This window comes from Streptomyces sp. NPDC046215 (assembly GCF_040646215.1).
Classification (GTDB): Bacteria; Actinomycetota; Actinomycetes; order Streptomycetales; family Streptomycetaceae; genus Streptomyces; species Streptomyces stramineus.
On record NZ_JBEYZW010000010.1, the window covers coordinates 22,779 to 46,304 of the forward strand.

Here is a 23,526-nt window from a genome sequence, read left to right on the forward strand (position 1 = left end):
CCAACCAGCCTTGGTGAGCTCGCGATAGCGGTGTGGCACTGTCACGAATGGGAGAGGATCGCCCATGTGATGGCGAAGCAGCGGATGCCCGTCTACGAGCCCGCGCGGGACAGACGTGTGGCACGCCGGGAAGAGATACGTCTGCAGCGCCTATCCTGCCAGCTTACGGAAGCCGGCCAGGCCGGTGGAGATACCGCTGCCGTCGTACGCGAGCGCGTCTACCGGATCGTGGCCCAGCGGGACGGTGGAGCGCACAGCGGCACCCTGGCGGTCACCGTCCACCTGATGGCCTCCTCGATCAGTGAGGCCGCATGGCGGGCCTCGGTGATCTGGGGACGGCGGGGTGGCCTCTACGAACGAGGCCGATATCAGATCGTGCGGGTCGATCAGGTACTTCCCGAGCCGGGGGAACTCTTTTGAGCAGGGCGGTGATCGTACACAGGGCTCACCGAACGGATGGTCGCTGCCGTGTCGTCCCCATAACGCCATGACAGTCGCCGGTACTCGTCCCGGCCAGCTCTCCCTTAGCCAGGCGCCTGCCCTACTCGTCGAGGCAGCCCGCCAGGGAACGCGCGCACCCCAGTCCTGCATGTAAGGGCGGGAGCCTCAAGGACCTGCCCGCGGCTCTCGGAGACCTGGCGCGCAGTCTGGTCGTTCAGGCGCTGCCACCGACCCGCGCCCGCGTCCCCGCTGCCGCTGCGGGCACCCGCTGCTTGGGGGCTCCTGTCTCGACGCTGGTCATTCACCGTAGGGGCGCAGCAACTGCGCCCGGACGCCACGCTCATTGAGCCGGCACTCCAGGTCCGCTCCGCGGAAGTCGACGTCGGGGTCAACCAATATTGATCCGTGTGTCCGCCGCGATGCGCGCAACAGACTCTCTGACCGCCTCCAGCGCAGCTACTCGTTCCTGATCAGCCATGCGGGCCGGCCCATACGTGACCACAGGGTCAAGGACCTGGAAACCGACGAACTCCAGCATCCCGCGGTGGATGTGGAACAAGAAGTCGTCCATCGGGCCGAAGGCGCCGCCCGGCTGGAAGGACTCACTCGGCCCACCGGTGCGGTCGGGCCCTCTCGGTCGCTCCGTTACTGAGGTTGCAGGCGTGGTGTCATCAGGTGTGGAGGTTGCTTGCGGTGAGGCAGCCGTCGATGAGGCCGCTGCGGTACTGGAGCCGGCGGAGGCCGTGCCGCAGGGGGCGGAGGAAGTGGTCGGGGTCGGTAAGGGCGGTGCCGGCCTGGTTGCTGCGCCGCAGCAGTGGCCAGTTGCCTTCGACGGGGTAGAGGCCGGGTGCGCAGGGCGGTAGGTGGAAAGACCGTTAGCCAGTCGTGGGTGGCGACGAAGTCGCGCATGCCGACCGCGCGGTGGGTGTGCAGGTTGTCCCGGACGGGCGATCCGGCCACCCGCACCTGCTCTCCAACCCCAGCAGGTCAGCAACTGAATCACGCGGGATCCCAGCATCTGTGTGCCGGGGAGGAACACCGGCTCAGCGCAGCGTTTTTGCGTCGCCCGGAGCTGGCGGCAGCCTGCAGTCACATGCACGCCTTCGCACGGATGATCTGTGACCTCCGGGAAGACGACCTCACCGCATGGATGGACGCTGTTCGTCCCGATGACCTGCCTGCTTTCCACGCTTTCGCCGATGGACTGCAGCGCGACCACGACGCCGTCACCGCTGGAGCCGGTCGAACTCGGACGGACACGCGGGGACGTCGCCTTGCAGGCCGAGCGCGGTGAACATCTCGCACACCGTCCTGGAATGCGCCCCTGCCCGGCTCCAGAGTGGGCTTTTGGCCATTCCCGTGTTTTCCGTGAGGAAAGGGTTCAGGGAAGGCATTATGGTGACCATCTTTCGGTGAAGGGATCGGCATCGTGGGGGACAGCCGACTGGGACTCGTGATGGTCCACGGGATCATGTCCGGGCCGAAGGTGTGGGAGCCGTTACGCAAACTGATCGCTGCGGACCGGGATCTCGGGTTCGTCGAAACGCTGACGTTCGAGTACGCGACCGGTCTGCTGTCGGTCAATCCGCTGCGGGTCTTCCCGTCGATCGACACGGTCGCCGACAGCCTCAAGGAGTACCTGGTCACGGAAGCCGGCGCGTTCGACCAGCTTTTCCTGGTCACCCACAGCCAAGGTGGGCTGGTCGCCCAGCGCTATCTGGCCCGTATGCTCCATGACGGCAGAGGCAGCGAACTCGCCCGGATCCAGCGGCTGGTCATGCTTGCCTGCCCGAGCAACGGCTCCGAACTGCTGCTTTCCCTGCGGCGGGGTGCACTAGGCGTGCGCCATCCGCAGGAGAAGGATCTCCGCCCGCTGAATGACCAGGTCAGCGCGACCCTGCGCACGATCGTGCGTGATGTCGTGCACGCCACCGCGGTCACCGACCGAACCTGTCCCATTCCGGTGTCGGTCTACGCGGGTGAGAGCGATGGCGTGGTGTCCCGCGCCTCAGCACAGTCCGTCTTCCCGGACAGTTCCGCCCTGCCGGGCGACCACTCGAGCATCCTCAAGGCCGATACGCCCCAGCATCGGACGTTTACCGCCCTCCGCCGCCTCACCCTCGCCACACGCAGCGAGCCGTATGTGCCCGAGCCCGAACCGGCGGCGGAGCCTTTAACTCTTACCTCGGCCACTGCCACGGCCACGGCTACGGCTACGGCTACGGCTACGGCTACGGCTACGGAAGAACCTTCCGGGAGGCGGCGCCGGGTGATCGCGACCGCCTTGGCCGTCGCCCTGGCCGTCGCCGCCTCAATCCTGCACTTCGCCCCGATGCCATGGAAATCGAGCGACAACTCAGCCGCCACGGACCCCAAACAGCCTGCCGCAGGCACCGGTTCGAGCCCTCCGAACCCGATGCAGAAGGACAGCGGCGCGATCCCACCCGCGGAATTTCCGCCAACGAACCGGTTCTGGTTGGTCGACGTCAACAAGGACAAGAAGGCCGAATATTTCACGGTCAGCAAAGACCAGAGCTTCGAGTTCTGGTGGAACGGCGGCGTCAAGGCGAACCGCTTGCGTTCTGATGGGAAGGGACGGAACTCGTACGCCCCCGCGCCCGGCGCGGACGGCGCCGCCTTGCGCTTCGGCGACATCGACGGTGACGGCTGGCCCGACTGCATGGTGGTCGACCAGACCGGTGGGGTGACCGTCCACACCTGGATCGAAAAGAATCCGGCTGGCACCCGTATGTGCATGGACCGGTTCGACGGCGAGGCGAACGTCCCCTTGAGCGATACCGCCGACCGTGTACCGGACCTCAAGGAGATCCAGTTCGCCGACATCGATGGAGACGGGCGCGTCGATTACCTGTGGATCGAACCGAGCAGCAAGGTAACCGTCTGGTTCAACCGGGGCCGCATGGACGGGGGCGGCCAAAAGCGTCTGAAATGGTCCCCTCCCACGAGGATCGGTAAGCACACCTTCGACCGTCAAATAAGACTTGCCGACCTCGACGGAAACGGGCGTGCCGACCAGATCCTCATCACCCCTCAGGGCGGCGCACGGGCCTGGCTCAACCGAAGCGGCGCGGAAGCGGGCATCGACTCCGACGACATCTGCCAGATCGTGCCGGACAGCTATGCCCCTCCGGAGGAGATTCAGTTCGCCGATGCTGACGGAGACGGAAAGGCCGAATTTTTGCACGTTGATAAGACGGGTGCGGTCCACGTCCGGTATCCCGACCTGGACGGGAACTGCTAAGCCCATCTTCCAGCGGGCCTTGCCCAAAGCAGATAGCGTGCCGCCCACGGAGCACCAGAATCGGGCATCTGCCCCGGTGAGCAGAAACATCGCCGACTGAGCGTGGCCGTTGTGCCAACGACGCCCCGGCCCCGTACCGCCTCATTTAACGACTCCAGGAATCCGATCGCCGGCGCGGGCCGGCGCCCACCGCAAAGGGATGGACGATGCCGAGGAGCAGCCCTGCGTAGGCAGTTGAGCAACACCGCGCCGTTGCTCCGGGGACGAGGTGAGAGCTTTCGCACGCACCGGAGTGGCGCCGCCGAGCACTGCCTCTGTCCGGCAGGCGGCAGCGGTGAGGACTGCGGTCTTCAGGCGGGCCATCTCCAGGTAAGGGTTAACCGTTGTCTCCAAGGGAACGCGTAGCGGACGTAGTCGGGGAAGCCGCTGGTGTTGTTGAGCAGCATCCCGACCGTGATCTTCCTGTCACGTTCTCCCGGCACCAGTTGCGGCAGATAGTCGCCGATCGGAGCCTCCAGTCGCATCCGGCCTTGCTCGACCTGCTGCATGACTGCGGCGGCGGTGAAGGTCCTGGTGATGCTGCCGACGCGCTGGCGCATGTCGGGCGTAACGGGACGGCCGGCCTTGACATCGGCGACCCCGGGGGAGCCGCGCCATGTCCGGCCGGCATCGCGCACCTCGACGAACACCCCCGGCACGCCGGCGCGGTGGACACCCTCCATGGCGGACTCCAGCTCTACGCGCTCGTCCCGGTCGCCGGGCTCGTGCCGGCGACCAGGACGGCCCTTGTCCCGTCGGGCGCGGGAGCTGCCGCCACCGTGCCCGCGCCGGCACCCAGGGCGGCCACGCTCCCGCATGTGGCCAGTCGGATTCTCAAGACATCTTTCCCCTCATGGTCAGTGAGTGGGTCGAAGACTCTCCCCGTGCTGGCCGGCATCCACGGCTCACTTGGCCAGCGCGCGGCGTAGAGCGGCGCCGAGTTCGGCGATCTGGCGCTGCGAGACATCGGCGGACAGGATCGCCTGCGATCCGTGGAAGGTGCCGGGCCACTGGTGGAGCTCGACCGACACGCCCGCCTGCAGCAGGCGCAGCGCGTAGGCGATGCCCTCGTCGCGGTTCGGGCAGAACTCGGCGGTGGCGATGTAGGCCGGGGGCAGTCCGGACAGGTCGGCGGCCCGCGCGGGGGCGGCGTACGGTGTGGCGGGCTGAGAGCCCAGGTAGTGCCGCCACGCTGCGGCGAGCTTGTCGCGGTTGAACCAGGGCGTGTCGGTGAAGTTCCGCGCCGACCACGTCTCCTGCCGGTCGTCCAGGCCCGGCTGATTGAGCAGTTGGAAATGGATCGCCGGTCCCCGCTCGTCGCGCGACCGCAGGGCCGCCGCGGCCGCGATGTTCGCGCCGACGCTGTGTCCTGCGACCGCGATCCGCGCCGGGTCGATGCCGAGTTCGTCCGCGTGCTCGGCCGTCCAGGCCAAGACGGCATAGGCGTCGTCGAGGGCGGCCGGAAACGGGTGCTCGGGCGCCAGACGGTAGCCCACCGAGATCACCGTCGCCCCGGAGAGGTCCGCGATCCGGGCGGCCCAGGGGTGCTCGGTGTCCAGGTCGCCGAAGACTCCGCCGCCGCCGTGCAGCCAGACGACGGCGCCTTGCGCCTGGTGCGGGCGGTAGACCCGCACCGCCACGTCCGGGTCGGCGGGCACCGTGCGGTCTTCGACCTCCATGTTCGAGGTGTCCGGTGCCGGCGCCGCGGCGGCACGCTCGGAGAAGTTCTTGCGCGAGGTGACCGGGTCGTTCATGTCGAGTTGCGGGAGGAAAGGGATGAATGCTTCGAGTTCGGGATCCATGACGACCATCCTCACGGCCGTCACCCGGCGGGTCATCCGCCATCCGTCGCGCATCCCACCGCGATCCCGCGCCGATCGGCGCAGCCCTGTCCTTCTATCCTCCTGCCATGGAAGCACTGGCCGTCCGGCTGTCGGGACTGGATCCGTACGTCGACGGCGCGATGCGCATCGTCGCGTTCTACGACACGCTGATGCGCCGGCGGGTGGATCTTCCGGCGCTCGCCCGGGCCTCGGCGGGCCTGGCCGAGTGTGTGGCAGGGATCCGACTCCACGGCACGGGGCGGGTGACCCGTGTCTCGCCCGACGGCAGGCACGCGTCCGCCCCGCCGGCACCCTCGTCCACCACAGTGCCGATCCTTCTGGACGAGGAGGAGATCGGCATGGTGTGGCTGGAACGCCCCGGCCCGCCGAATCCTCTCGACGAAGTGCTCCTCGAACGGCTCGCCATCGCCGCCGCGGCCGTCGCCGAGCAGTACGGCCCGGCCCGCACCACCATGGCCGACCCCGCCCTCGTCGAACTGGCGATCAGCACCGACAGCGACGAGGCATCCCAGGCCCGGGCGCTACGGCTGCTGGGTTTCGCCGCCGACATCCCGGTCCACGTCGTCGCCGTACGGTCCCAGCTCCCGCTCGACCAGCTCGGTGAGCTGTTGTGCCCGGCCCGCCCGGTGAAGGCAGCACGTCTAGCCGACGTGGGCGTCATCCTGACCACCGCCGTCGACCCGGCCCGGTTTCCGGCAGGCGTACGTGCGGGCATCGGCGCCGCGGAAAGCCCCGACCGATCCTGGCGGCAAGCCCGCACCGCCCTCCGCTTCACCGGCCCCCGCGAACCGGTCGTCCGCTACGCCGACCTGGGCGCGCTGGCGCTCCTGGCCGAGATCCCCAAGGACGCCTCGCGCGAGAACGCCGATGTAGCCGGCATCGCCCGGCTCTCCGGCAACCCGGAAGAGATGGAGACGCTGGAAGCCTACTGCGCCACCGGATCCCTGCGCCGGGCCGCCGACCTCCTCCACCTGCACCACAGCAGCGTCGCCCGCCGGCTCGAACAGATCGCGAAGTCCCTGGGGATCGAACTCACTGAACCCACTGGACTGATGCGGGTCAGGCTCGCCCTCACCGCGTGGCGGCTACTCGACGGCTGAGGAGACCCTGCCCCCTTACCCGAGGGCCCACACAGGGTGGTGCGTGCGACGCCGATGAGGGGGTTCGGGGGCGGGGCGTTCTCTCAGCACGTGTCCGGTACCGCCTGTAGCCGAGCACTGAAACCTTGTGCCGCAGCGTCGAAGCAGCTGAGCAACCTGCTGTCTGTGTCATGCATGGTGCAGAGTCCGGCTGTTGCGTGCTGCCGCTTCCGGCGGGGGTCGGACCTCGACCCGCTTCTGTGCGCCCTGCTCCGAAGCCGGGAGGGCAGATTTCGGAGCTCGCGTCGTCGCCGCCATGGTGAACGCCGTGCCCGCCTTGGCCGCCCGTTCGCCCTGGCCGACGGCGGGATGTGCGTCATCTTGGCCTGATCCCAGGCCCACGCTACGGGCTGCGCGCGGGCCGCCTGGGGCCGGACCGCGCCGCACACATGGCCCGGCACAAGCAGTGGGGAGAAGGGTCGTACCCGGGCGGCCGTGGTATCCGGCCGCCCGGGGGCGGGGCTACTTGGGCGCGTCGACGCCGGCGGCCTTGGCGATGTCGTCGAGGACGCGGTTGGCTGCCTGGATGCCGATGCCGGACATCCACGTCTCGTCCGGCACCTGGACGACCTTGTCGTTCTTGACGGCTTCGAGGCCCTTCCAGAGCGGGTTCTCCTGGACGGCGCCCTGCTGGGTCTTCTTCGGGTCGTCGGCGACGGTCACGAACACCAGGTCGGCGTCGGCCTTGTCGATCTGCTCCGGGGAGACCTCGAGCATGGGCTCGTCGACGTCCTGCGACTCGGGGCGGCGCAGGCCGATGTCGGACAGGACGATGCCGCTGAACGACTGCTTCTGGTAGAGGCGGGTGGGGCCGGCGACGAATCGGACCACGGAGGCGGTCGGCATCGTGCCGTCGTTCTTCTTCTTGATCTCCTCGCCCAGGGCCTTGGCGCGCTTCTCGTACGCGTCCATGGCCGTGGCGGCCTCCTTCTCCAGGCCCAGCGCCTTGGCGTGGACCTTGAGGTTGTCCTTCCAGGGAGCGCCGGTGGTCTCGGTGAAGACGGTGGGGGCGATGCCCTTGAGCTTGTCGTAGACCTTGGCGTGGCGGACCTTGGAGGACAGGATCAGGTCCGGCTTGAGCGACATGATGCGCTCGATGTTGGGCTCCGCCATGGGGCCCACGTCCTTGGTGTCCTTGATCTTGTCGCCGAGGTAGGCGGGGAAGCCGCCCTCGGTCTTCATGTGGGGGGAGACCGCGCCGACCGGCTTGATGCCGAGCATGGTGACGTCGTCCAGCTCGCCGGTGTCGAGGACGACCACGCGTCGGGGCTTCTTCTTGATTTCGGTGGTGCCCATGGCGTGGGTGATCGAGCGCGGGAAGCCGTCGGCGGAGGCGGCGGGCTTGGACTCGTCGTCCTTCTCGCCGTCGCCGCCGCAGGCAGCGAGTGCGGAGCCGCTGATGATCACAGCGAGCAGGGCTGCGGACACCCTGCGCATTCTCTTCGGGGTGGGCCGGAGCACGGTCATGGTGGGGTTCCCTATTCGAGCGGTCGGAGGGGGTGGAGGTCAGGAGGCGGTGGAGTGGGGGCGTTTGCGCGAGCGGTCGCGCGGGACGACCAGGGGGGTGCCGGTTTCGGGATCGGGGACGACCCGGCACGGAACCCGGAACACCTCCTCCACGAGTTCGGCGGTGAGGACGTCCGCCGGGGACCCGGCCGCGGCCGGGCGGCCGTCACGCATGACGACCAGGTGGTCGGCGTAGCGGGCGGCCTGGCCGAGGTCGTGCAGGACCATGACGACGGTCCGGCCGGCCTCGGTGTTGAGCTCCCCGACCAGATCCAGCACGTCGAGCTGGTGGCGCAGGTCAAGGAAGGTGGTGGGCTCGTCCAGGAGCAGCAGCGGGGTGTCCTGGGCGAGGGCGAGGGCGATCCAGGCGCGCTGGCGCTGGCCGCCGGAGAGTTCGTCGACGGCCCTGTCGCGCAGGGGCTCGGTGCCGGTGCGCGCGAGCGCCTCCTCCACCGCGGTCTGGTCGGCGGCGGACCAGGGGGTGAGCATCCGCTGGTGCGGATAGCGGCCGAGGCGTACGAGCGCCTCGACGGTGATGCCCTCCGGGGCGACGGTCTGCTGCGGGAGCAGGCCCATGCGGCGCGCGAGGGCGCGGGCCGACATCCGGTGGATGCCGGCGCCGTCGAGGGTGACGGTGCCGGCGGTGGGGGTCAGCAGCCGGGCCATGCCACGCAGCAGGGTGGACTTGCCGCAGGCGTTGGGGCCGACGACGGCGGTGACGGCCCCGCCGGGGAGTGTCAGGTCGACGCCGTCGACGATGACGGTGTTCCCGTAGCCGAGCGTCAGGCCCTGGGCCGCGAGCTGGTCGGCGTTCGTCGCGCTCATCGGGTGGCACTCCCAGCGTGGGGCTTTATTTGACGCAGCATCAGTACGAGTAGCCAGGGCGCCCCGAGCGTGGCGGTGACGACGCCGACGGGCAGCCCGTGGACGGGCAGGAGGTACAGGACGACGAGGTCGGCGCCCAGCAGCAGGACGGCTCCGGCCAGCGCGGTCAGCGCGAGAGTGCCGGTGGTGGGCGGTCCGGCGAGGAACCGCACGATGTGCGGTACGGCGAGGGCGACGAAGCCGACGGGGCCGGTGAGGGCGGCGGCGACGGAGGCGAGCACGACGGCGAGGAGCAGCAGCTGCAGCCGGGCCGTGGTGGGGGGCAGGCCGAGGGAGCCGGCGCTGTCGTCACCGAGGTCGAGGACCGCGAGCCGGCGGTGGCCGACCAGGGCCAGAACGAGGCCGGCGAGGATCACTCCTCCCCCGGCCTGGACCTCGGTCCAGGTCCGTCCGTACACCGATCCGGTGGTCCACTGGAGGGCGGAGGAGGCGAGTTCGGCGGGGAAGCGGACGATGAGGAGGTTCACCGCTGCGGCGAGGCCGGACTGCACGGCGAGGCCGACGAGGACGAGCCGGGAGACGGTGAATCCGCCCCGCCAGGCCAGCAGTCCGAGCAGACCGGCGGCGAGCAGGCCGCCGCCGAGCGCGGCGGGCGAGATCAGCGAGGCCGGCGCGCCCGAGGCGATGACGGCGATCGCGCCCAGCGAGGCGCCGCCGGTCACCCCGACCACGTCCGGCGAGGCGAGCGGGTTGCGGGCGACGCGCTGCAGGAGCGCGCCGGCGACCCCCAGCCCCGCCCCGGCCACGACGGCGGAGAGGACGCGGGGGGCGCGCAGCTCCTGAACGAGCATCACGTTGCCGGCGTCGCCGAGGCCCACCAGGCCGCGCAGGGCGTCCACCGGCGGGATCGACACCTCGCCGGTGCCGAGGCCGATCGCCGTCAGCACCACGAGCACCGCCAGGGCGGCCGCGCTCAGCAGGGCGGTCCGCCGGCGCTGCCGGGCGAGCGCACCGCCGCCCGTCGCACGGGTCTTCGCATCGGTCACGACGGAGGTCATCGCGCCACCTTCCGGGCGAGGAAGGCCAGCAGGGGCGCACCGAGCAGGGCGGTCACGATGCCGACTTCCAGTTCGACGGGACGCAGCACGACGCGACCGAGGACGTCCGCGGTGAGCAGCAGCAGCGGGCCCGCGATCAGGCAGCCGGGGATGAGCCAGCGGTGGTCGGCGCCGACGAGTTTGCGGACGAGGTGGGGGGCGGCGAGGCCCACGAAGGAGAGCGGGCCCGCGACCGCTACGGAGGAGGCGGCGAGCAGGATCACGGAGATCCCGCCGACGGCGCGCACCCTGGCGACCGGGACGCCGAGCGCCTGGGCGGTCTCGTCGCCGAGGGCGAGGGCGTTGAGCGCGGGCGTGACGGCCAGGGCCAGGACGAGGCCGACGAGCAGGGGGGCGAGGACGGGCAGCAGAATGTCGGCCTGCCGCCCGGTGAGCGAGCCCGCCAGCCAGAAGCGGGCCTCATCCAGGGTGCGGTGGCTGGTGAGCATCACCGCGGAGGTCCAGGAGATGAGCACGGCGTCCAGCACGGTGCCGCCGAGCGCCAGGCGTACGGGGTCCAGGTCGCCGGCGCGGCGGGCGAGGGCGAGGACGGCGAGGGTGGCCAGTGCCGCACCGGCGAAGGCGAAGGGCAGGTACTGGGCGGGGTGGTTGAGATGCAGCGCGTAGCTGGCGACGACCACGGCGAAGCCGGCTCCGTGGTTGATGCCGAGCGTTGCGGGTGAGGCGAGCGGGTTGCGGGTGATGCCCTGGGCGACGGCACCCGCGACGCCGAGGGCAGCGCCGACGACGATGCCGATCAGCGTGCGCGGCACCCGCAGCCCGGTGACGACGAGCCCGTCCGGGCTCTGGTCGCCGTCGGTCAGGGCCCGCCACACCGTGCCGAGGGGCACCGAGCGGGAGCCCGCCGCGAGGCTGAGTGCCACGCAGACGGCGAGCAGGACGGCTCCACCGGTGAGGAGGAGTGCTCTGCGTGCCGCCATGGGTCGCCCGGCGGCGGGCCGGGGCGGCCGGATGGGCCGGGCGTCGGTCGCGTTCACGGGGCGAACCTTAGGTTAGGTAAACCTAAACATGTCAATTCCTGGTGGACGCATGCCGCCAATGCCCGCATTTCTTTGAGAATGGACAATGCCCTGGCCACCGAGGCGCCGACAGAGCGAACGGCACTCCGCGCGCAGTTCGCCCGCACGCGCCGTGAGAGCAGCCATGTCCGCTCCGATCATCCGCCGGACAGCCGATTCGGCCGTCCTTCCTCTACGATGCGGTCCGCGATCCCGTTCGCCAAGAGGCCGGCGGAGCGCACGCCTTGACGGCCGGCCGCCGGCGCCCGCATCGCAGGGCAAGCCGGACGGGCGGCCCCTCGCCGGGGAACGTCCGCGGCGACCCCCCGTGGCGGACGGCAGCCGGACCGGCCGGCGAACTCGCGTGGAAACGCTGCCCCCTGGCCCGAGGCCGGACACCGCCCTCACCACGAGCCGTGACCGCGCGCCCCGGTATCACCGCGGCGCGCGGGTCGGCAGTGCGGCGTCCCCCTCCCCCGGCGGGGCCTTCTTACCCCTCCCACCTGGCGCGGAAGCATTCCGTCACATAGGGCATCACGATCTCGTCTGTACCCGCGAGTGCCGGATGAGTGTCCAGGAGCGACCGCACCTCGGCGAGAAGTGCCGACTGCTGCGCCTCCGGCAGCGTAATGAAGCGACTGCGTGACACGACGAGATCCACCAGCATGTCGTGGGTGAGACGGTAGTTCCACTCTGCGGTGTGTCGCTCGACGAGGCCGAAGAAGGACTCAGCGGCCGCAACGCCGTCCTCGACTTCGTCGACCCGGCCGGCTCCGGCGGAAGGCTCGCTCCCGGGGCCTCCCACGATGCGCTCCAGCTCCACCAACCAGTCCACTCGCGCGTCACGGACGTTGCTCCACAACAGCCCGAGCTGCCCGCCCGGGGCAAGCACCCGTGCTACCTCAGGGAGGGCTTGCGCAGTGTTGACCCAGTGCCAGGCCTGCGCGACGAGGACGGCATCGAGACTGTCATCGTCGAGCGGTATCCGCTCGGCGGTCCCGGCGAGGGCCGGGACGTCCGGCAGCACGCGGGACAGTTGCTCGCGCATGCCGTCGGAAGGCTCCACGGCCACGACATCCAGGCCGCGCCTGTGCAGGTCGACCGTCAATTTACCGGTGCCGGCACCGAGATCGAGGATGCGTTGTGCCTGCGGCGGAAGCAGCCAGTCGATGGCTTCAGCAGGATACGGAGGGCGCCCGCGATCGTAGGCAGCAGCAGCCGTACCGAACGAACCTGCCCTGGCTGTCTGGGTATTGATTTTCATGGCGCCACCCTATGCACAGCGAATGAATGCTGTGAAGTTCCCGCTTCTCATCTGCTGATCATTCGCACGAGAAAGCGCGTGAGCGGCAGAGCCGTGTACAGCGTGAGTCCGATTACCCACGAGTGACCCGCCTCTGGTCGCCTGGTATACCTATGGTCACTCAGCGGTCTTTTTGCTTCCGTGCGAGGTCCGATCCATTTGTTCAGCCGGTTCCTGCCGGTTGTTCGACCGGATCTGCCACCGGAATTGGCCGCCACGGCCATTGAGGCAACTGCGCTCTCCCGCCGTCTCACTTATTGAGATTCCAGACGGGCTGGCTTCTTTCTGCCATGGCTTCTCGTCGACTCCGGAATTCGTCGACGCATGTCCGGAAGCCTCACTAGCTTTTCCGGGGCCGAGCAGTTCCGTTCGGTGAATGCGTGTCCGGAGGTTCGCTGCGGTTCCGCGCCCTCCGTCGCCTCGGCCGCGGCTGAGACGTCGGTAACCAACGTGAACACGGCAGTACAGCCCGCGGGCCTACGGGAGGAAGCAGTGACAACCAGCACAGACGTCGGCACGCTCACCGAGCTCTTCAGTCGCTCGGTGCAGCTCCACCCCGACCGGGTCGCCGTCAGCGACGGCCGGCGGTCGCTCACCTATGGGGAGCTGGACAAGGAATCCGACGCGGTCAGCGCCTTGCTGCGCAGTCACGGTGTCGATACGGAGGACCGGGTCGGCGTCTACCTCCACCGGTCCGTCGAACTTCTCGTAGCCGTGCTCGGGATCCTCAAGGCAGGTGGCGCCTACGTGGCGGTGGACACCCGCTATCCGGAGGCGCGCCGCCATCTGATGCTCGGCAGGAGCGGCGCCAAGGTCATCCTCACCGAGGAGGGCTGGGAGAACCGGATCGGCGAGATCTCCGCGAAAGTCGTCGCCGTCAGCGACCGGTCGGAGTTCGAAGGACGGCGCGACGAGGGCGTCGTCGCACCGCAGAACGCGGCCAGTGTGCTGTTCACTTCGGGGTCCTCCGGCGAGCCGAAGGCGATCGTCCTGGAGCACCGCAACATCGTCTCCTTCGCCTGCAACCCGGGCATGCCCGTCCTCCGGCCGGAGGACCGGACAGGACAGGTCTCCAGCGTCTCCTTCGACGCCTTCCACTTCGAGATGTGGACCACCTTGGCGGCCGGCGCCCGGACCGTCGTCCTGCCCACGGTGCCGGAACTGCTCGCCGCCGGCTTCCCACGGCAGATGAAGAAATACGGCATCACCGCGATGGTCGTTCCGACCATGGTCGTCAACCATGTCGTGCACGAGGACCGGGACGCCTTCGCCTCGCTGCGGGTACTGGGTGCGGGCGGTGACGTTCTCCTGCCGTCCGCCTGCCGCTCGCTGCTCAGCGGCAGGTTCTCCGGCAGCCTCTACAACTGCTACGGCCCCGCGGAGATCACCACCGGGTGCACCGCACACCTGGTGACCCGGGAGGACGCCGAGTCCGACGTCATCCCGATCGGTCATCCCATCGCGGGTGCGACGGTCCGGATCCTCGACGCCGGGCTCCGGCCGGTCGCCCCGGGCGAGATCGGCGAGCTGTTCGTCGGTGGTCCCGGCGTGGCCCGCGGCTACCAGGACCGCGACGACCTCACCCGGGAGCGCTTTCTCGACGTGCCCGCCGAGGACGGCACCGTTCTTCGCATGTACCGAACGGGCGACCTGGCCCGGCAGCGGGAGGACGGGGTCCTGGTCTTCGTCGGCCGCGCCGACGACCAGGTGAAGATCCGCGGCTACCGCGTCGAGCCCGGCGAGGTCGAGCGCGGGCTGCGCCGCTACCCGGAGGTCCAGGAGGCCGTGGTACTCACCGACGGCGAGGGCAACGACCGCAGGCTGGTGGCCTTCGTGGTCCTCGACGGCTCCCTGGACGTCAAGGAGCTGCGCGCCCGCACCGAACGAGACCTGCCCGACTTCATGGTGCCCAGCCGGTTCATCCTGCAGAACGAGATTCCGGCTACCGTGAACGGCAAGCGCGACCTGGACGCGCTGCGCGAGGTGCTCGCCGCCCAGCAGACCCGCGCGGCGGCCTACTCCGAGCCGCAGAACGAGACCGAGCGTTACCTGGCCCGGCTCTGGGAGGACCTGCTGAACGTCGAGCAGGCCGGCCGGGACGAGGACTTCTTCGGCCTGGGAGGCCATTCGCTCCTGGCGTTCCGCATGCACCACCGCATCAATCGCGAGCTGGACGCCCGGCTGCCCTTCCCCACCCTGTTGGACAACACCCGGCTGAAGGATCTGGCAGCGGCCATCGACGCCTCGCGCTCTCAGGTGCCCGGTCGATGACCGCTCCGGGGCCACCCACCGACCCGGCTCGCCGGTGTCCTGCGGGCACGCCCGCGGTGTAGCCCGCGCAGAGCTGTACGAGCACGGTCGCAGCCGCCCGCCCGTCCCCTTCCGTCCCCGGCTCGCCCCGCCCCTCCCGTCCCGCGTCCAGAACACGGTGATCTCCCCCATGCACCCTTCGTCGTCCCCCAGTGCCCCGCCGAGCCGTCCGGACCCCTGTGACCCCTATGTCCACGGTGAGCGCATCGAGCAGGTGGTGGCTCACCATGCCCGGCTGCGGCCCGCGGACATCGCCGTACAACAGGGTCACGACCTGCTCACCTACGGCGAGTTGGCGCGGCGCGCGGACTCCGTCGCCGCAGCCCTGCGCGAGCGCGGCGTGAGCGCGGGCGGGCGGGTCGCCGTGCGCATGGCGCGCTCCCCCGAGCTGGTGGTCGCCCTGCTGGGGGTGCTGCGCGCCGGTGCAGCCTACGTCGCCACCGATCCGGAGTGGCCCCACGCCCGTGTGCTGGACACGGTGCGGGGAACGGGAACGGAGCTGTTCATCACGGAAGAGCCCGTTCCCGGCGTGGACAAGGAGATTCCCGCGGTGCCCCTCGGCACCCTGCTCATGGGTGATCCGGCCGCGGCACCCCCGCCGGAGCTCGACGGTACCCGTACCGCCAGCATCTTCTACACCTCGGGCTCCACGGGCAGGCCCAAGGGCGTACTCTCCCCGCACCGGGGCACTCTGCGCACCTTGGTCAACTGCCCTTCCATCCCGCTGGATTCCGGCTCCGTCTTCCTCCAGGCGGCGCCCCTGCCCTGGGACGCCCTGTCGCTGGAGCTGTGGGCACCGCTTCTCAACGGCGGCCGCAGTGTCCTGCTGGAGGCGGGCTCGGCGACGCTGGACGCCGAGCAGCTGGAGCGGGTCGTACGCCTCGGCGTCAACAGTCTGTGGCTGACCAGTTCGCTGTTCGGCGTGCTGGCCGAGGAACGGCCGGACCTCTTCGGCCGGCTGCGACTGCTGCTCGTCGGCGGCGAACGGGTGCCCGTCGCCGCCGCCCGGCGAGTGCTCCGCCGTTTCCCGGAGCTGCACATGGTCAACGGTTACGGGCCCGCCGAAGCGACCATCTTCGCCACCCACCACATCATCCGCCCCGAGGACGTGGCCGAGGACAGCGCCGAGATCCCCATCGGTACCCCGCTGCCGCGCACCGCGGTCGCGCTGCTGGATCCCGGCGGCCGGCTCGTCCCCGACGGCGAGCCGGGTGAAGGGGAACTGGCGATCGGCGGCGACGGCGTCGCGCTGGGGTACGCGGACAACCCCGAGGAGACCGAGCGCCGCTTCTTCCACGCCGACGGCACCCGCTACTACCGCACGGGCGACCTGGCCGTGCGCGACGCGGAAGGTCTGCTGCGGTACCGGGGCCGGATCGACCATCAGTTCAAGATCCGGGGGGTACGGATCGAAGCGGGCGAGGTCGAGTCCGTGCTGGAGTCGCACCCGGAGATCACGGCGGTCTGCGCGCTGCCCGTGGAGACCGCCCCGGGCCGCAGGGCACTGGCTGCGGCATACGCCACCACGCACGGACAGCCGCTGGACGCGGCGGAGTTGCGCGCCTTCGCCGCACGGCACCTGCTGGATGCCATGGTGCCGACCGTGCTCCCCCACCTGGACCGGCTTCCGCTGACGGGCAACGGCAAGACCGATCGCACGGCGGTGGCGCGTTCGGCACAGCAGGTGCTCGGCCGCCTCGCAGTGCCGGAGCAGACCCCGCGGAAGGCGGACCCGCTGCTTGCCGAGGTGCGCGACCTGCTCGGCCTGCCCGCACTCGGCAGGCGGGACGACCTCGTGCTCGCAGGGGCGAACTCCCTCGACGTCATCCGGCTGGCGGCCCGGCTCGGCCACCGCCTGAACGCCGGGCTGACGGCCTCGGATGTCTACCGGCTGCGCACCCTCCAGGACATCGGCGCCCACTGCTCGACGGGAGCCGCGGTGCCTGCCGAGGTGCTTCCGCAGCCCGCGGGGAAGGAGGAGAGTGACGCTCCGCTCTCGCATGCCCAACAGCGCTTCTGGCTCGCCGAGATGAGCTCCCCGGGCGCCGCCGACAACATGATCGTGCTGGCCTACGCGCTGACAGGTCCGCTGGACGCGCAGGTGTTGGCCGAGGCGGTCCAGGACACCGTGCGCCTGCATCCTGGGCTGCGCACCACGTACCCCTGGGCCGGGGAAGCCCCTGTGCAGCGCGTCCTGCCCCTGGACGAGGCGGGCATCGGTATGGAACTGACCGCAGCCCCGGCAGATGCGACCGGGCTCGGGCTCCAGGAACTGGCGGAGGCGGTGACCGCCGACTGGTGGGACCGCCCGTTCTCCCTGGAGCACGAGGTGCCGCTGCGGGTCCGGCTGTGCCGGCTGGCCGCGGACCGGCATCTGTTGTGTGTCCAGGTACACCACATCGCCTTCGACGGCTGGTCGGAATCCGTGCTGGTGGCGGACCTGCAGGCCGCGTATCGGGCCCGGGCGGCCGGACCGCCGCCGGTGCGGCACGAGGAGCGGCTCGCGTACGGCAGGTACAGCGCCTGGGAGGAGACCCGGCTCGCCGAGTGGGCCGGGAACGACCTTCCCTTCTGGCAGGAAGAGCTGTGCCGAGCACCCCGCCCCTTCCTGCCCGCGCCCACGGGCGGCGGGGAAGCCCGCCGGCTGGAGACCGCGCTGCGGTTGGACGCCGAGACGGTCGGCAGACTGGCGAAGGTGTCGGCCCGGCACGGTGGCCCGCCGCTCACCGCACTGGTCGCCGGCGCCGCAAGGGCGATCGCCCGGACCTTCGCAACCGAAGACTTCGCTCTCGGCTCGGTCACGGCGGGCCGCTTCGACCCCGCTCTGGAGAACGTGATCGGCTATTTCGTCAACCCCTTCGGCATCCGCGTTTCCGCAGGCGGGGACGGGGACGTCGACTCGCTGGTAGGCCGGGTGGCGGACAGGGTCGTGGCAGGTCTCGCGCACACGCGCACGCCTTTCGACGAGCTGGTGCGCGAGCTGGCCCCGGACCGCGGCCGACACCCCTGGTTCCAGGCCTTCGCCGTCCTCCAGGCCGAGCCGCCGAGCGGCCGCCTGGGCGACGAGGTGACGATGGATCCGGTCCGGGTGCGGCCTCCGCGCACCGCCGTCGAACTGATGCTGGAAGCCGTCCCGGCAGCCGACGGATCGTGGCAACTGGTGATCCTGTGGCGGGAGGACGGCGTCGAGGACATCCACGTCCGCCGGCTCGCACAAGAGCTGCGCACGGCACTGACACAGATCTCGGACCTCGCCCGCCGGCCGTCCTGCACGAGTTCCTGAAAGGCCTCCCATGAGCTTCTCCCTCGCCCCGGCCGCCGTCGAACGCTGGCTGCGGCGCTTCCACGCCACACCACACCGGCCCTCCGCCCGTCTGGTCTGCCTTCCCCATGCGGGCGGCTCGGCCGGTTACTTCTTCCCTTTCTCCCAGGCCCTCGCCGGAGACCTCGACGTGCTGGCCGTGCAGTACCCCGGTCGCCTCGAACGGCACCACGAACCGCCCCTGACCGACATCGGGCAGCTGGCCGACCACGTCGTCGCCGCGCTGACGTCACCCGCCGCCTGCCCGGACGACCTCCCGCTGGCCCTGTTCGGACACAGCTTGGGCGCCCTGGTCGCCTATGAGGTCGCCAACCAGCTCCAGGACCGCGGCACTCCGGTGCAGGCGCTGTTCGTCTCCGGGCGGCGCGCCCCCTCGTGCCCCGACGACATCAAGCCTCTCCACGCCATGGACGACGAAGCCGTGGTCGCCGAGCTGAGAGAAATGGACGGCACTGAGGACGAGCTGCTCTCCGACCCGGACGTCCTCCGGATGGTCCTCCCTGCCGTCCGCGCCGACTACCGGGCCGTGGAGAGCTACCGTCACCGGCCCCGCCCACGGCTGACCTCACCCGTGGTGGCCCTGACCGGGGACAGCGACCCCCGGGTCAGCCTGGACCAGGCCGCCGCCTGGGCCGACCACACCACGGGCCCGCACGAGCTCCGTGTCTTCCCCGGCGGGCACTTCTACCTCTCGTCGCAGCCGCAGCAGTCCGCGGTCGTCGCCCTGCTGCGGGATCGAATGGTCACCGGGCGGGCCGACACGACGTCGCCCTGACCGGTCGACGACCCCGTTTTCCCCGAACTTTCCCCGAACGCGGACATCTCCGCGGGCAGCCATCGCCGCACCGGAATTCTCCCGCGCGCACTTTCAGGAGCCGAACCATGCCACCCCGTTGGTCAGGAGCACCCTCATATGCATGAGACGCGCGCCTCGTCCCTCCGCCTGCTGTGGCGCGAGTCACGACCGGTCCGACCGGTCGCGGCGGGCGCCCTGGCCGTTCTCATGGTCAGCGTCCTCGCCACCCTGGCCGGCCCCTGGCTGGTCCAGTACTTCGTGAACGAGGCGACCTCGGGCAGCGCACAGTCCGTGCTGATCTCCGTGGCCCTCTGCTATCTGGCCGCCGCGGTCGTCGCCGGAGCAGCCCGGATCTGGGCCAGCTACCTGGCCGTGCAGGCAGGCTGGCGCATCGCCGACAGCCTGCGGGCCCGGCTGCTGCGCCACACCGCGGTCGACCAGCCGGTGCTGGAGGTGGAAAGCAGGCCGGTCGGCGAGGTTCTGGAACAGGTCGAGGGGAACGCCGACATCGTCGGCAAGGCCATCGCCGAGTCCGGCTTCCGCATGCTCAGCAACATCGCGCTCGTGATCGGCACCGTCATCGCGATGTCCGTGGTCATTCCGGTCGCCGGCCTCGCCATCTCGGTACTGGTCATCGCCATGTGCTTCCTGCTCACCCGGTTGGCCCGGCGCTCGGTGCTCCGCTGGGAGGCGGCGCGGGAGCAGCAGGCGAGCCTGTTCGGATTCGTCGGCGACTCCCTCAGCGCCCGGGACGACCTGCTGCTGGCGCACGAGTCGGACTGGGCCACCGAGCGGACCCGTACCGGTCTGGAGGCGCTGCTGCGCACCGAGGGCCGCGCGTACATCAGCGGCCGTGCCTTCTGGCCGATGACCCAGCTGTGCTTCGCCCTCGCCTTCGGCCTCGGGTTCGGCTTCGGTCTGCGGCAGTTGGAGGCGGGCGTCATCTCCATCGGCACACTCACGATGATCTATCTCTACGTCGATCTCCTCCAGCGCCCGCTCGAGGAGATGTCCTCCCAGTTCGGCCAGTTGCAGCAGATGATGGCGGTGCTGAAGACGGCCGCGCGCAAGCTCGGCCCGGAGGGGTCCACCAAGGCCGTGGCGCCGCCGGACAGGCGGGCGTCGCTGCCGGAGGGGCCCCTGGAGGTCGCCTTCGAGGGCGTCTCCTTCGGCTACGGCGGCACCCAGGTGCTCGGCGACGTGTCCTTCACCGTCGCCCCCGGCCGCAGTCTCGGCATCGTCGGCCCCACCGGCGCCGGCAAGAGCACGGTCGTCAACCTGCTCTGCGGGCTGGCCGAGCCCGGTGGGGGCCGGGTGCTCATCGGCGGTGTCGAGGTCGGCAGGCTCACCCCTGCCCAGTTCGCCGAGCGCGTCACCGTGCTCAGTCAGCGCGCACACATTTTCTCCGCCACGGTCCGGGAGAACATCACCCTCTTCGACGAGTCGGTGCCTGTCGAGCGCGTCTGGGAGGTGCTGGAGCAGCTCAACGCCGCGGACCGGGTGCGCGCCCTGCCCGAGGGACTCGAGACCCGCGTCGGCGCCGGGGCACGGCAGCTGTCGGACGGCGAGATGCAGGTCCTGGTGGGAGCCCGGGCGCTGACCCGCCCGTACAGCCTGCTGATCGTGGACGAGGCGGCGTCCCGCTTCGACCCGGAGACCGAGCATGCCTGGGCGCAGATGCTGGACACGGTCATGCGGGACCGCACGGTCGTCATGGTCGAGCACCGCACGGGCGCGCTGCGCGGGGTGGATCGGATCATGACCATGGAGAACGGCCGGGTCAAGGAAATCACCGACGTCAGCGCCATGGGCGACGAAGCCGGTCGCCCCGCCGCACTCACGCCGAAGGGAAACCGGTGACCACCGAACACGGAGCCCGGCTCGGGGCCGTACCGTTCAGCCGCTTCCTGCCCCGCTGCGGCAGCCGGCTGAGGACCCTGTACTTCTCCGCCATGGCGGCCTGGAGTGCGATCTACGGCATTCCTCTGCTGGCGGGCGCGGCCATCTCGGCCATGCTGGACCGCGCGGCCGAACCGATGGAGGGCAGTGGCGTCCGGTGGCTGCTGGCAGCCGCCGTCGCGCTGATGGTGCTGCGCGCCGCGGCCCTGTGGGGCGGCCTTCAGCTGACCTTCGTCCTGATATTCCGTACCAGTGCCTGGATCAAGGTGACGGTGCTGGGCCGGCTGCTGCGCCGGCCGGCGTCGCACGCCGCCGTGCGCGGCAACGGTGAGATCCTCAACCGGCTGCGCGACGACAGCGACGAGATCGGCGGTCTGCTGGAGTGGACCACCGACCTCATCTACCGCTCGGTTCTCTTGGTCGTCGCCGTCACCGTGCTGGCCGTCAGCGATCTCGTGATGACGATCCCCCTGCTGCTGCTGTTGGGAGGCCTGTGGGCGTCCGTCGCGCTGAAGAACCGCGTGGCCGAGCTCCAGGCGGAGACCCGGGTGCGGCAGGGGCTCATCGGCTCGGAGGTCGCCGACACCCTGGCGGGCATCCGCGATCTGCGGCTCTCCGGTGCGATCGAGGAGCGCCTGGAGCGGCTGGAGCGGCGGTTCGCCTGGCGGCGCGGGGTGCAACTGCGTCACCAGGTCTACCTCGATCTCCTGTCGGACCTGTTCCGCAACCTGGTCATGGTGGGCACGGCGGTGGTGCTGCTCACGGTCAGCGTCCGGGTCGCCAACGGTGACTTCTCCGTCGGCAAACTGGTGCTGTTCCTGACGTACACGGGCTGGCTGGGGCAGCAGATGTACTTCTTCGGCAGGATCCTGGCCCGTTATCAGAGCGGCAAGGTCTCCTACGGCCGGCTCGCCGAACTCGCCCCCGCCGAGGAGCGGTCGCCCGCCCCCGCCGCCTCGGCCGCCGGGGGTCCCCTGCGCGAGCTGGCCGTGACCGCCCTGACGTGCGCGGCCCCGGCGGGCGTGGCAGCGCCCGAGCCGGTCAGCTTTGAGGTCCGTCCCGGTCAGCTCGTCGCTATCACGGGCGACATCGGCTCCGGCAAGAGCACGCTCATCCGCAGCCTGCTGGCGCTCCAGCCGGACGTGCGGGGGCGTGTGTGCTGGAACGGCGTCGACGTCACAGGCGACCAGGACTGGCTGAGCGCGCCGCGCGTGGGCCACGCCCGGCAGCAGTCGCTGTTCCTCCGTGGAACCGTGCGGGACAACCTGCTGCTCGGGACCACGGGGATCACCGCCGAGCACCTGGAACGGGTCATGGCAGCCGTCCACCTGCGGCCGGGATCGCCCGAACTGCCCGACGGGCTCGACACGCACCTCGATTCGGGTGCGGCCGGCCGGCTCTCCGGCGGCCAGCGCCAGCGGCTGGCACTGGCCCGCATGCTCTGCCGACCCGCGGAACTGTACGTCGTCGACGACTGCGACTCGTCCCTGGACGGCGCGACGGCCCGTTCCCTCTGGCAGACACTCCCCGGGCAGTGGCCCGGTGCGTGGATCGTCGTGTCGCACAATCCGGACCTGCTGAAGGCCGCCGACACCGTGGTGACCATCAAAGCCGGCGCCCGTGATGCCGTATCAAATCCTGGCGCGGAAAAGGAGGTTGTGTTGTGATGTCCATATCGTCGCCGCATGAGATGACCGACTCCGATCTGTTCGTCGATCTGTCCCCGATGCTCGGGCACGCGCTCCAGATGAAGTGCGAGGGGCTGAACCTCGGCGGCTCGATCAAGCTGCGGGCAGCGGCCTCGATGGTGGCCGCGGCCGAGCGGAGCCACCTGCTCCGCGAGGACTCCGTCCTCGTCGAGTCCTCCTCCGGCAATCTGGGCGTCGCACTGAGCGTCATCGCGGCGGGCAAGGGCCTGCGCTTCACCTGCGTGACCGACGCGCGGTGCAACAAGACCACGGCCGCCACCATGCGCGCACTGGGCGCCGAGTTACTGGTGGTGGACGAGCCCGACCCCGAGGGCGGCTACCTCAAGGCGCGGCTGGACCGGGTGCGCGCGCTGTGCGCGCAGGACGACCGGTACGTGTGGCTCAACCAGTACACCAACCCCGCCAACTGGGGTGCGCACTACGAGGTCACCGCGCCCGCCATCCTCAAGCATCTGCCCGACGTGGACGTGCTCTTCGTCGGGGTGGGCACAGGGGGGACCGCGATGGGCTGCGCACGCTACTTCCGTGACAGCGGCAGCCGCGCCCGGCTGGTGGCCGTCGACGCCGTCGGCTCGGTCACTTTCGGGGCAGCGCCCCGGCCCCGGCTGATCCCGGGACTCGGCGCCGGTGTGCTGCCGCCGCTGTTCGACGCGGAAGCCTTCGACGACCTCGTCCAGGTCTCCGAACTGGACACCGTCAGGCTCTGCCGGACCCTCGCCTCGCACGGCATGCTCTTCGGCGGGTCGACCGGCACGGTGGTCGCGGGCGCGCTCCAGTGGCTGGAGCGGTACGACCCGAGCCGGACCCTGAGCTCGGTGTGCATCTCCCCCGACATGGGCGACCGCTACCTCACCACCATCTACGACGACCGCTGGGCGCTGGACAACTTCGGCCCCGAGGCCCTCCGCCCGCTGCAGCCCCTGCATCCCATCGGCCCGGTGCAACTCGTGCGGAGCAACACCGGCGCGCCGAACCTCGGCTGACCGCCGGAACCCAAGACCACACGAAGGAAGGA

General features: G+C 70.3%; 17 protein-coding genes. 9 read left to right on the top strand and 8 right to left on the bottom strand.

Translation table 11 applies throughout. The features are described from left to right. The first annotated feature begins 66 nt into the window (after positions 1-66). Positions 67-420: a hypothetical protein gene (locus tag ABZ951_RS06750; RefSeq protein ID WP_344083820.1), complete on the top strand. Its 354-nt coding sequence runs from the start codon at positions 67-69 to the stop codon at positions 418-420. Positions 421-829: 409 nt separating this feature from the next. On the opposite strand, the gene ABZ951_RS06755 is transcribed toward ABZ951_RS06750, so the two are convergent. Continuing rightward, positions 830-1,459, bottom strand: coding sequence for an NAD(P)H-dependent oxidoreductase (locus tag ABZ951_RS06755; protein ID WP_344084292.1), 630 nt, complete (start codon positions 1,457-1,459; stop codon positions 830-832). Positions 1,460-1,870: 411 nt separating this feature from the next. Here ABZ951_RS06755 and ABZ951_RS06760 point away from each other — a divergent pair, with 411 nt between their 5' ends. Beyond that, positions 1,871-3,703, top strand: a complete 1,833-nt coding sequence (locus ABZ951_RS06760; protein WP_344083817.1) for an FG-GAP-like repeat-containing protein — start codon at positions 1,871-1,873, stop codon at positions 3,701-3,703. A gap of 350 nt (positions 3,704-4,053) precedes the next feature. Here ABZ951_RS06760 and ABZ951_RS06765 read toward each other — a convergent pair whose 3' ends face one another. Both ABZ951_RS06765 and ABZ951_RS06770 read right to left on the bottom strand, forming a co-directional pair. Next, complete coding sequence (locus ABZ951_RS06765) at positions 4,054-4,425, bottom strand: serine hydrolase domain-containing protein (protein WP_344083814.1); 372 nt, start codon at positions 4,423-4,425, stop codon at positions 4,054-4,056. Positions 4,426-4,647: 222 nt separating this feature from the next. Further along, positions 4,648-5,544, bottom strand: coding sequence for an alpha/beta hydrolase (locus ABZ951_RS06770; RefSeq protein ID WP_344083811.1), 897 nt, complete (start codon positions 5,542-5,544; stop codon positions 4,648-4,650). Positions 5,545-5,651: 107 nt separating this feature from the next. On the opposite strand from ABZ951_RS06770, the gene ABZ951_RS06775 reads away from it, so the two are divergent. Continuing rightward, positions 5,652-6,686, top strand: coding sequence for a helix-turn-helix domain-containing protein (locus tag ABZ951_RS06775; RefSeq protein ID WP_344083808.1), 1,035 nt, complete (start codon positions 5,652-5,654; stop codon positions 6,684-6,686). Between the two features lie 501 nt (positions 6,687-7,187). On the opposite strand, the gene ABZ951_RS06780 is transcribed toward ABZ951_RS06775, so the two are convergent. From ABZ951_RS06780 to ABZ951_RS06800, 5 genes are all read right to left on the bottom strand, one after another. Beyond that, the gene (locus ABZ951_RS06780) at positions 7,188-8,162 is read right to left on the bottom strand and encodes an iron-siderophore ABC transporter substrate-binding protein (protein ID WP_344084289.1); all 975 of its coding nucleotides are present in this window, start codon (positions 8,160-8,162) and stop codon (positions 7,188-7,190) included. A 69-nt stretch (positions 8,163-8,231) separates the two neighbouring features. After that, positions 8,232-9,056, bottom strand: coding sequence for an ABC transporter ATP-binding protein (locus ABZ951_RS06785; RefSeq protein WP_344083805.1), 825 nt, complete (start codon positions 9,054-9,056; stop codon positions 8,232-8,234). Next, complete coding sequence (locus tag ABZ951_RS06790) at positions 9,053-10,114, bottom strand: iron ABC transporter permease (RefSeq protein ID WP_344083802.1); 1,062 nt, start codon at positions 10,112-10,114, stop codon at positions 9,053-9,055. The genes ABZ951_RS06785 and ABZ951_RS06790 overlap by 4 nt, the downstream gene beginning before the upstream one ends. Continuing rightward, on the bottom strand, positions 10,111-11,094 hold the full coding sequence (locus tag ABZ951_RS06795; RefSeq protein ID WP_344084286.1) for an iron ABC transporter permease: 984 nt from the start codon (positions 11,092-11,094) through the stop codon (positions 10,111-10,113). Before ABZ951_RS06795 ends, ABZ951_RS06790 begins: the two co-directional genes overlap by 4 nt. 568 nt (positions 11,095-11,662) lie before the next feature. Further along, positions 11,663-12,436 carry a methyltransferase domain-containing protein gene (locus tag ABZ951_RS06800; protein WP_344083799.1) on the bottom strand — a complete coding sequence of 258 codons (774 nt, stop codon included), beginning with the start codon at positions 12,434-12,436 and terminating at the stop codon, positions 11,663-11,665. Between the two features lie 531 nt (positions 12,437-12,967). On the opposite strand from ABZ951_RS06800, the gene ABZ951_RS06805 reads away from it, so the two are divergent. The 6 genes from ABZ951_RS06805 to sbnA all read left to right on the top strand — a co-directional run bounded on the left by ABZ951_RS06805 (position 12,968) and on the right by sbnA (position 23,494). Next, positions 12,968-14,746, top strand: a complete 1,779-nt coding sequence (locus ABZ951_RS06805) for a non-ribosomal peptide synthetase (RefSeq protein ID WP_344083796.1) — start codon at positions 12,968-12,970, stop codon at positions 14,744-14,746. Positions 14,747-14,915: 169 nt separating this feature from the next. Further along, complete coding sequence (locus tag ABZ951_RS06810) at positions 14,916-18,068, top strand: amino acid adenylation domain-containing protein (RefSeq protein ID WP_344083793.1); 3,153 nt, start codon at positions 14,916-14,918, stop codon at positions 18,066-18,068. Between the two features lie 10 nt (positions 18,069-18,078). Next, the gene (locus ABZ951_RS06815; protein WP_344083790.1) at positions 18,079-18,882 is read left to right on the top strand and encodes an alpha/beta fold hydrolase; all 804 of its coding nucleotides are present in this window, start codon (positions 18,079-18,081) and stop codon (positions 18,880-18,882) included. A 138-nt stretch (positions 18,883-19,020) separates the two neighbouring features. After that, entirely contained in the window at positions 19,021-20,763 is a 1,743-nt protein-coding gene (locus ABZ951_RS06820) for an ABC transporter ATP-binding protein (RefSeq protein WP_344083787.1), read from the top strand. Next, complete coding sequence (locus ABZ951_RS06825) at positions 20,760-22,469, top strand: ABC transporter ATP-binding protein (RefSeq protein WP_344083784.1); 1,710 nt, start codon at positions 20,760-20,762, stop codon at positions 22,467-22,469. The genes ABZ951_RS06820 and ABZ951_RS06825 overlap by 4 nt, the downstream gene beginning before the upstream one ends. Next, positions 22,469-23,494 (top strand): 2,3-diaminopropionate biosynthesis protein SbnA, encoded by a 1,026-nt coding sequence (sbnA, locus tag ABZ951_RS06830; RefSeq protein ID WP_344083781.1) that lies wholly within the window; start codon positions 22,469-22,471, stop codon positions 23,492-23,494. The genes ABZ951_RS06825 and sbnA overlap by 1 nt, the downstream gene beginning before the upstream one ends. The last annotated feature ends 32 nt before the right edge of the window (positions 23,495-23,526 follow it).

Excerpts from the sequence above, each read along its gene's own strand:
- ABZ951_RS06795 (WP_344084286.1), bottom strand. The coding sequence starts at position 11,094 with ATGGCGGCACGCAGAGCACTCCTCCTCACCGGTGGAGCCGTCCTGCTC.
- ABZ951_RS06815 (WP_344083790.1), top strand. The coding sequence starts at position 18,079 with ATGAGCTTCTCCCTCGCCCCGGCCGCCGTCGAACGCTGGCTGCGGCGC.
- ABZ951_RS06785 (WP_344083805.1), bottom strand. The coding sequence starts at position 9,056 with ATGAGCGCGACGAACGCCGACCAGCTCGCGGCCCAGGGCCTGACGCTC.
- ABZ951_RS06800 (WP_344083799.1), bottom strand. The coding sequence starts at position 12,436 with ATGAAAATCAATACCCAGACAGCCAGGGCAGGTTCGTTCGGTACGGCT.
- ABZ951_RS06780 (WP_344084289.1), bottom strand. The coding sequence starts at position 8,162 with ATGCGCAGGGTGTCCGCAGCCCTGCTCGCTGTGATCATCAGCGGCTCC.
- ABZ951_RS06755 (WP_344084292.1), bottom strand. The coding sequence starts at position 1,459 with ATGCTGGGATCCCGCGTGATTCAGTTGCTGACCTGCTGGGGTTGGAGA.
- ABZ951_RS06765 (WP_344083814.1), bottom strand. The coding sequence starts at position 4,425 with ATGGAGGGTGTCCACCGCGCCGGCGTGCCGGGGGTGTTCGTCGAGGTG.
- ABZ951_RS06810 (WP_344083793.1), top strand. The coding sequence starts at position 14,916 with ATGCACCCTTCGTCGTCCCCCAGTGCCCCGCCGAGCCGTCCGGACCCC.
- ABZ951_RS06820 (WP_344083787.1), top strand. The coding sequence starts at position 19,021 with ATGCATGAGACGCGCGCCTCGTCCCTCCGCCTGCTGTGGCGCGAGTCA.
- sbnA (WP_344083781.1), top strand. The coding sequence starts at position 22,469 with ATGTCCATATCGTCGCCGCATGAGATGACCGACTCCGATCTGTTCGTC.
- ABZ951_RS06770 (WP_344083811.1), bottom strand. The coding sequence starts at position 5,544 with ATGGATCCCGAACTCGAAGCATTCATCCCTTTCCTCCCGCAACTCGAC.
- ABZ951_RS06790 (WP_344083802.1), bottom strand. The coding sequence starts at position 10,114 with ATGACCTCCGTCGTGACCGATGCGAAGACCCGTGCGACGGGCGGCGGT.
- ABZ951_RS06775 (WP_344083808.1), top strand. The coding sequence starts at position 5,652 with ATGGAAGCACTGGCCGTCCGGCTGTCGGGACTGGATCCGTACGTCGAC.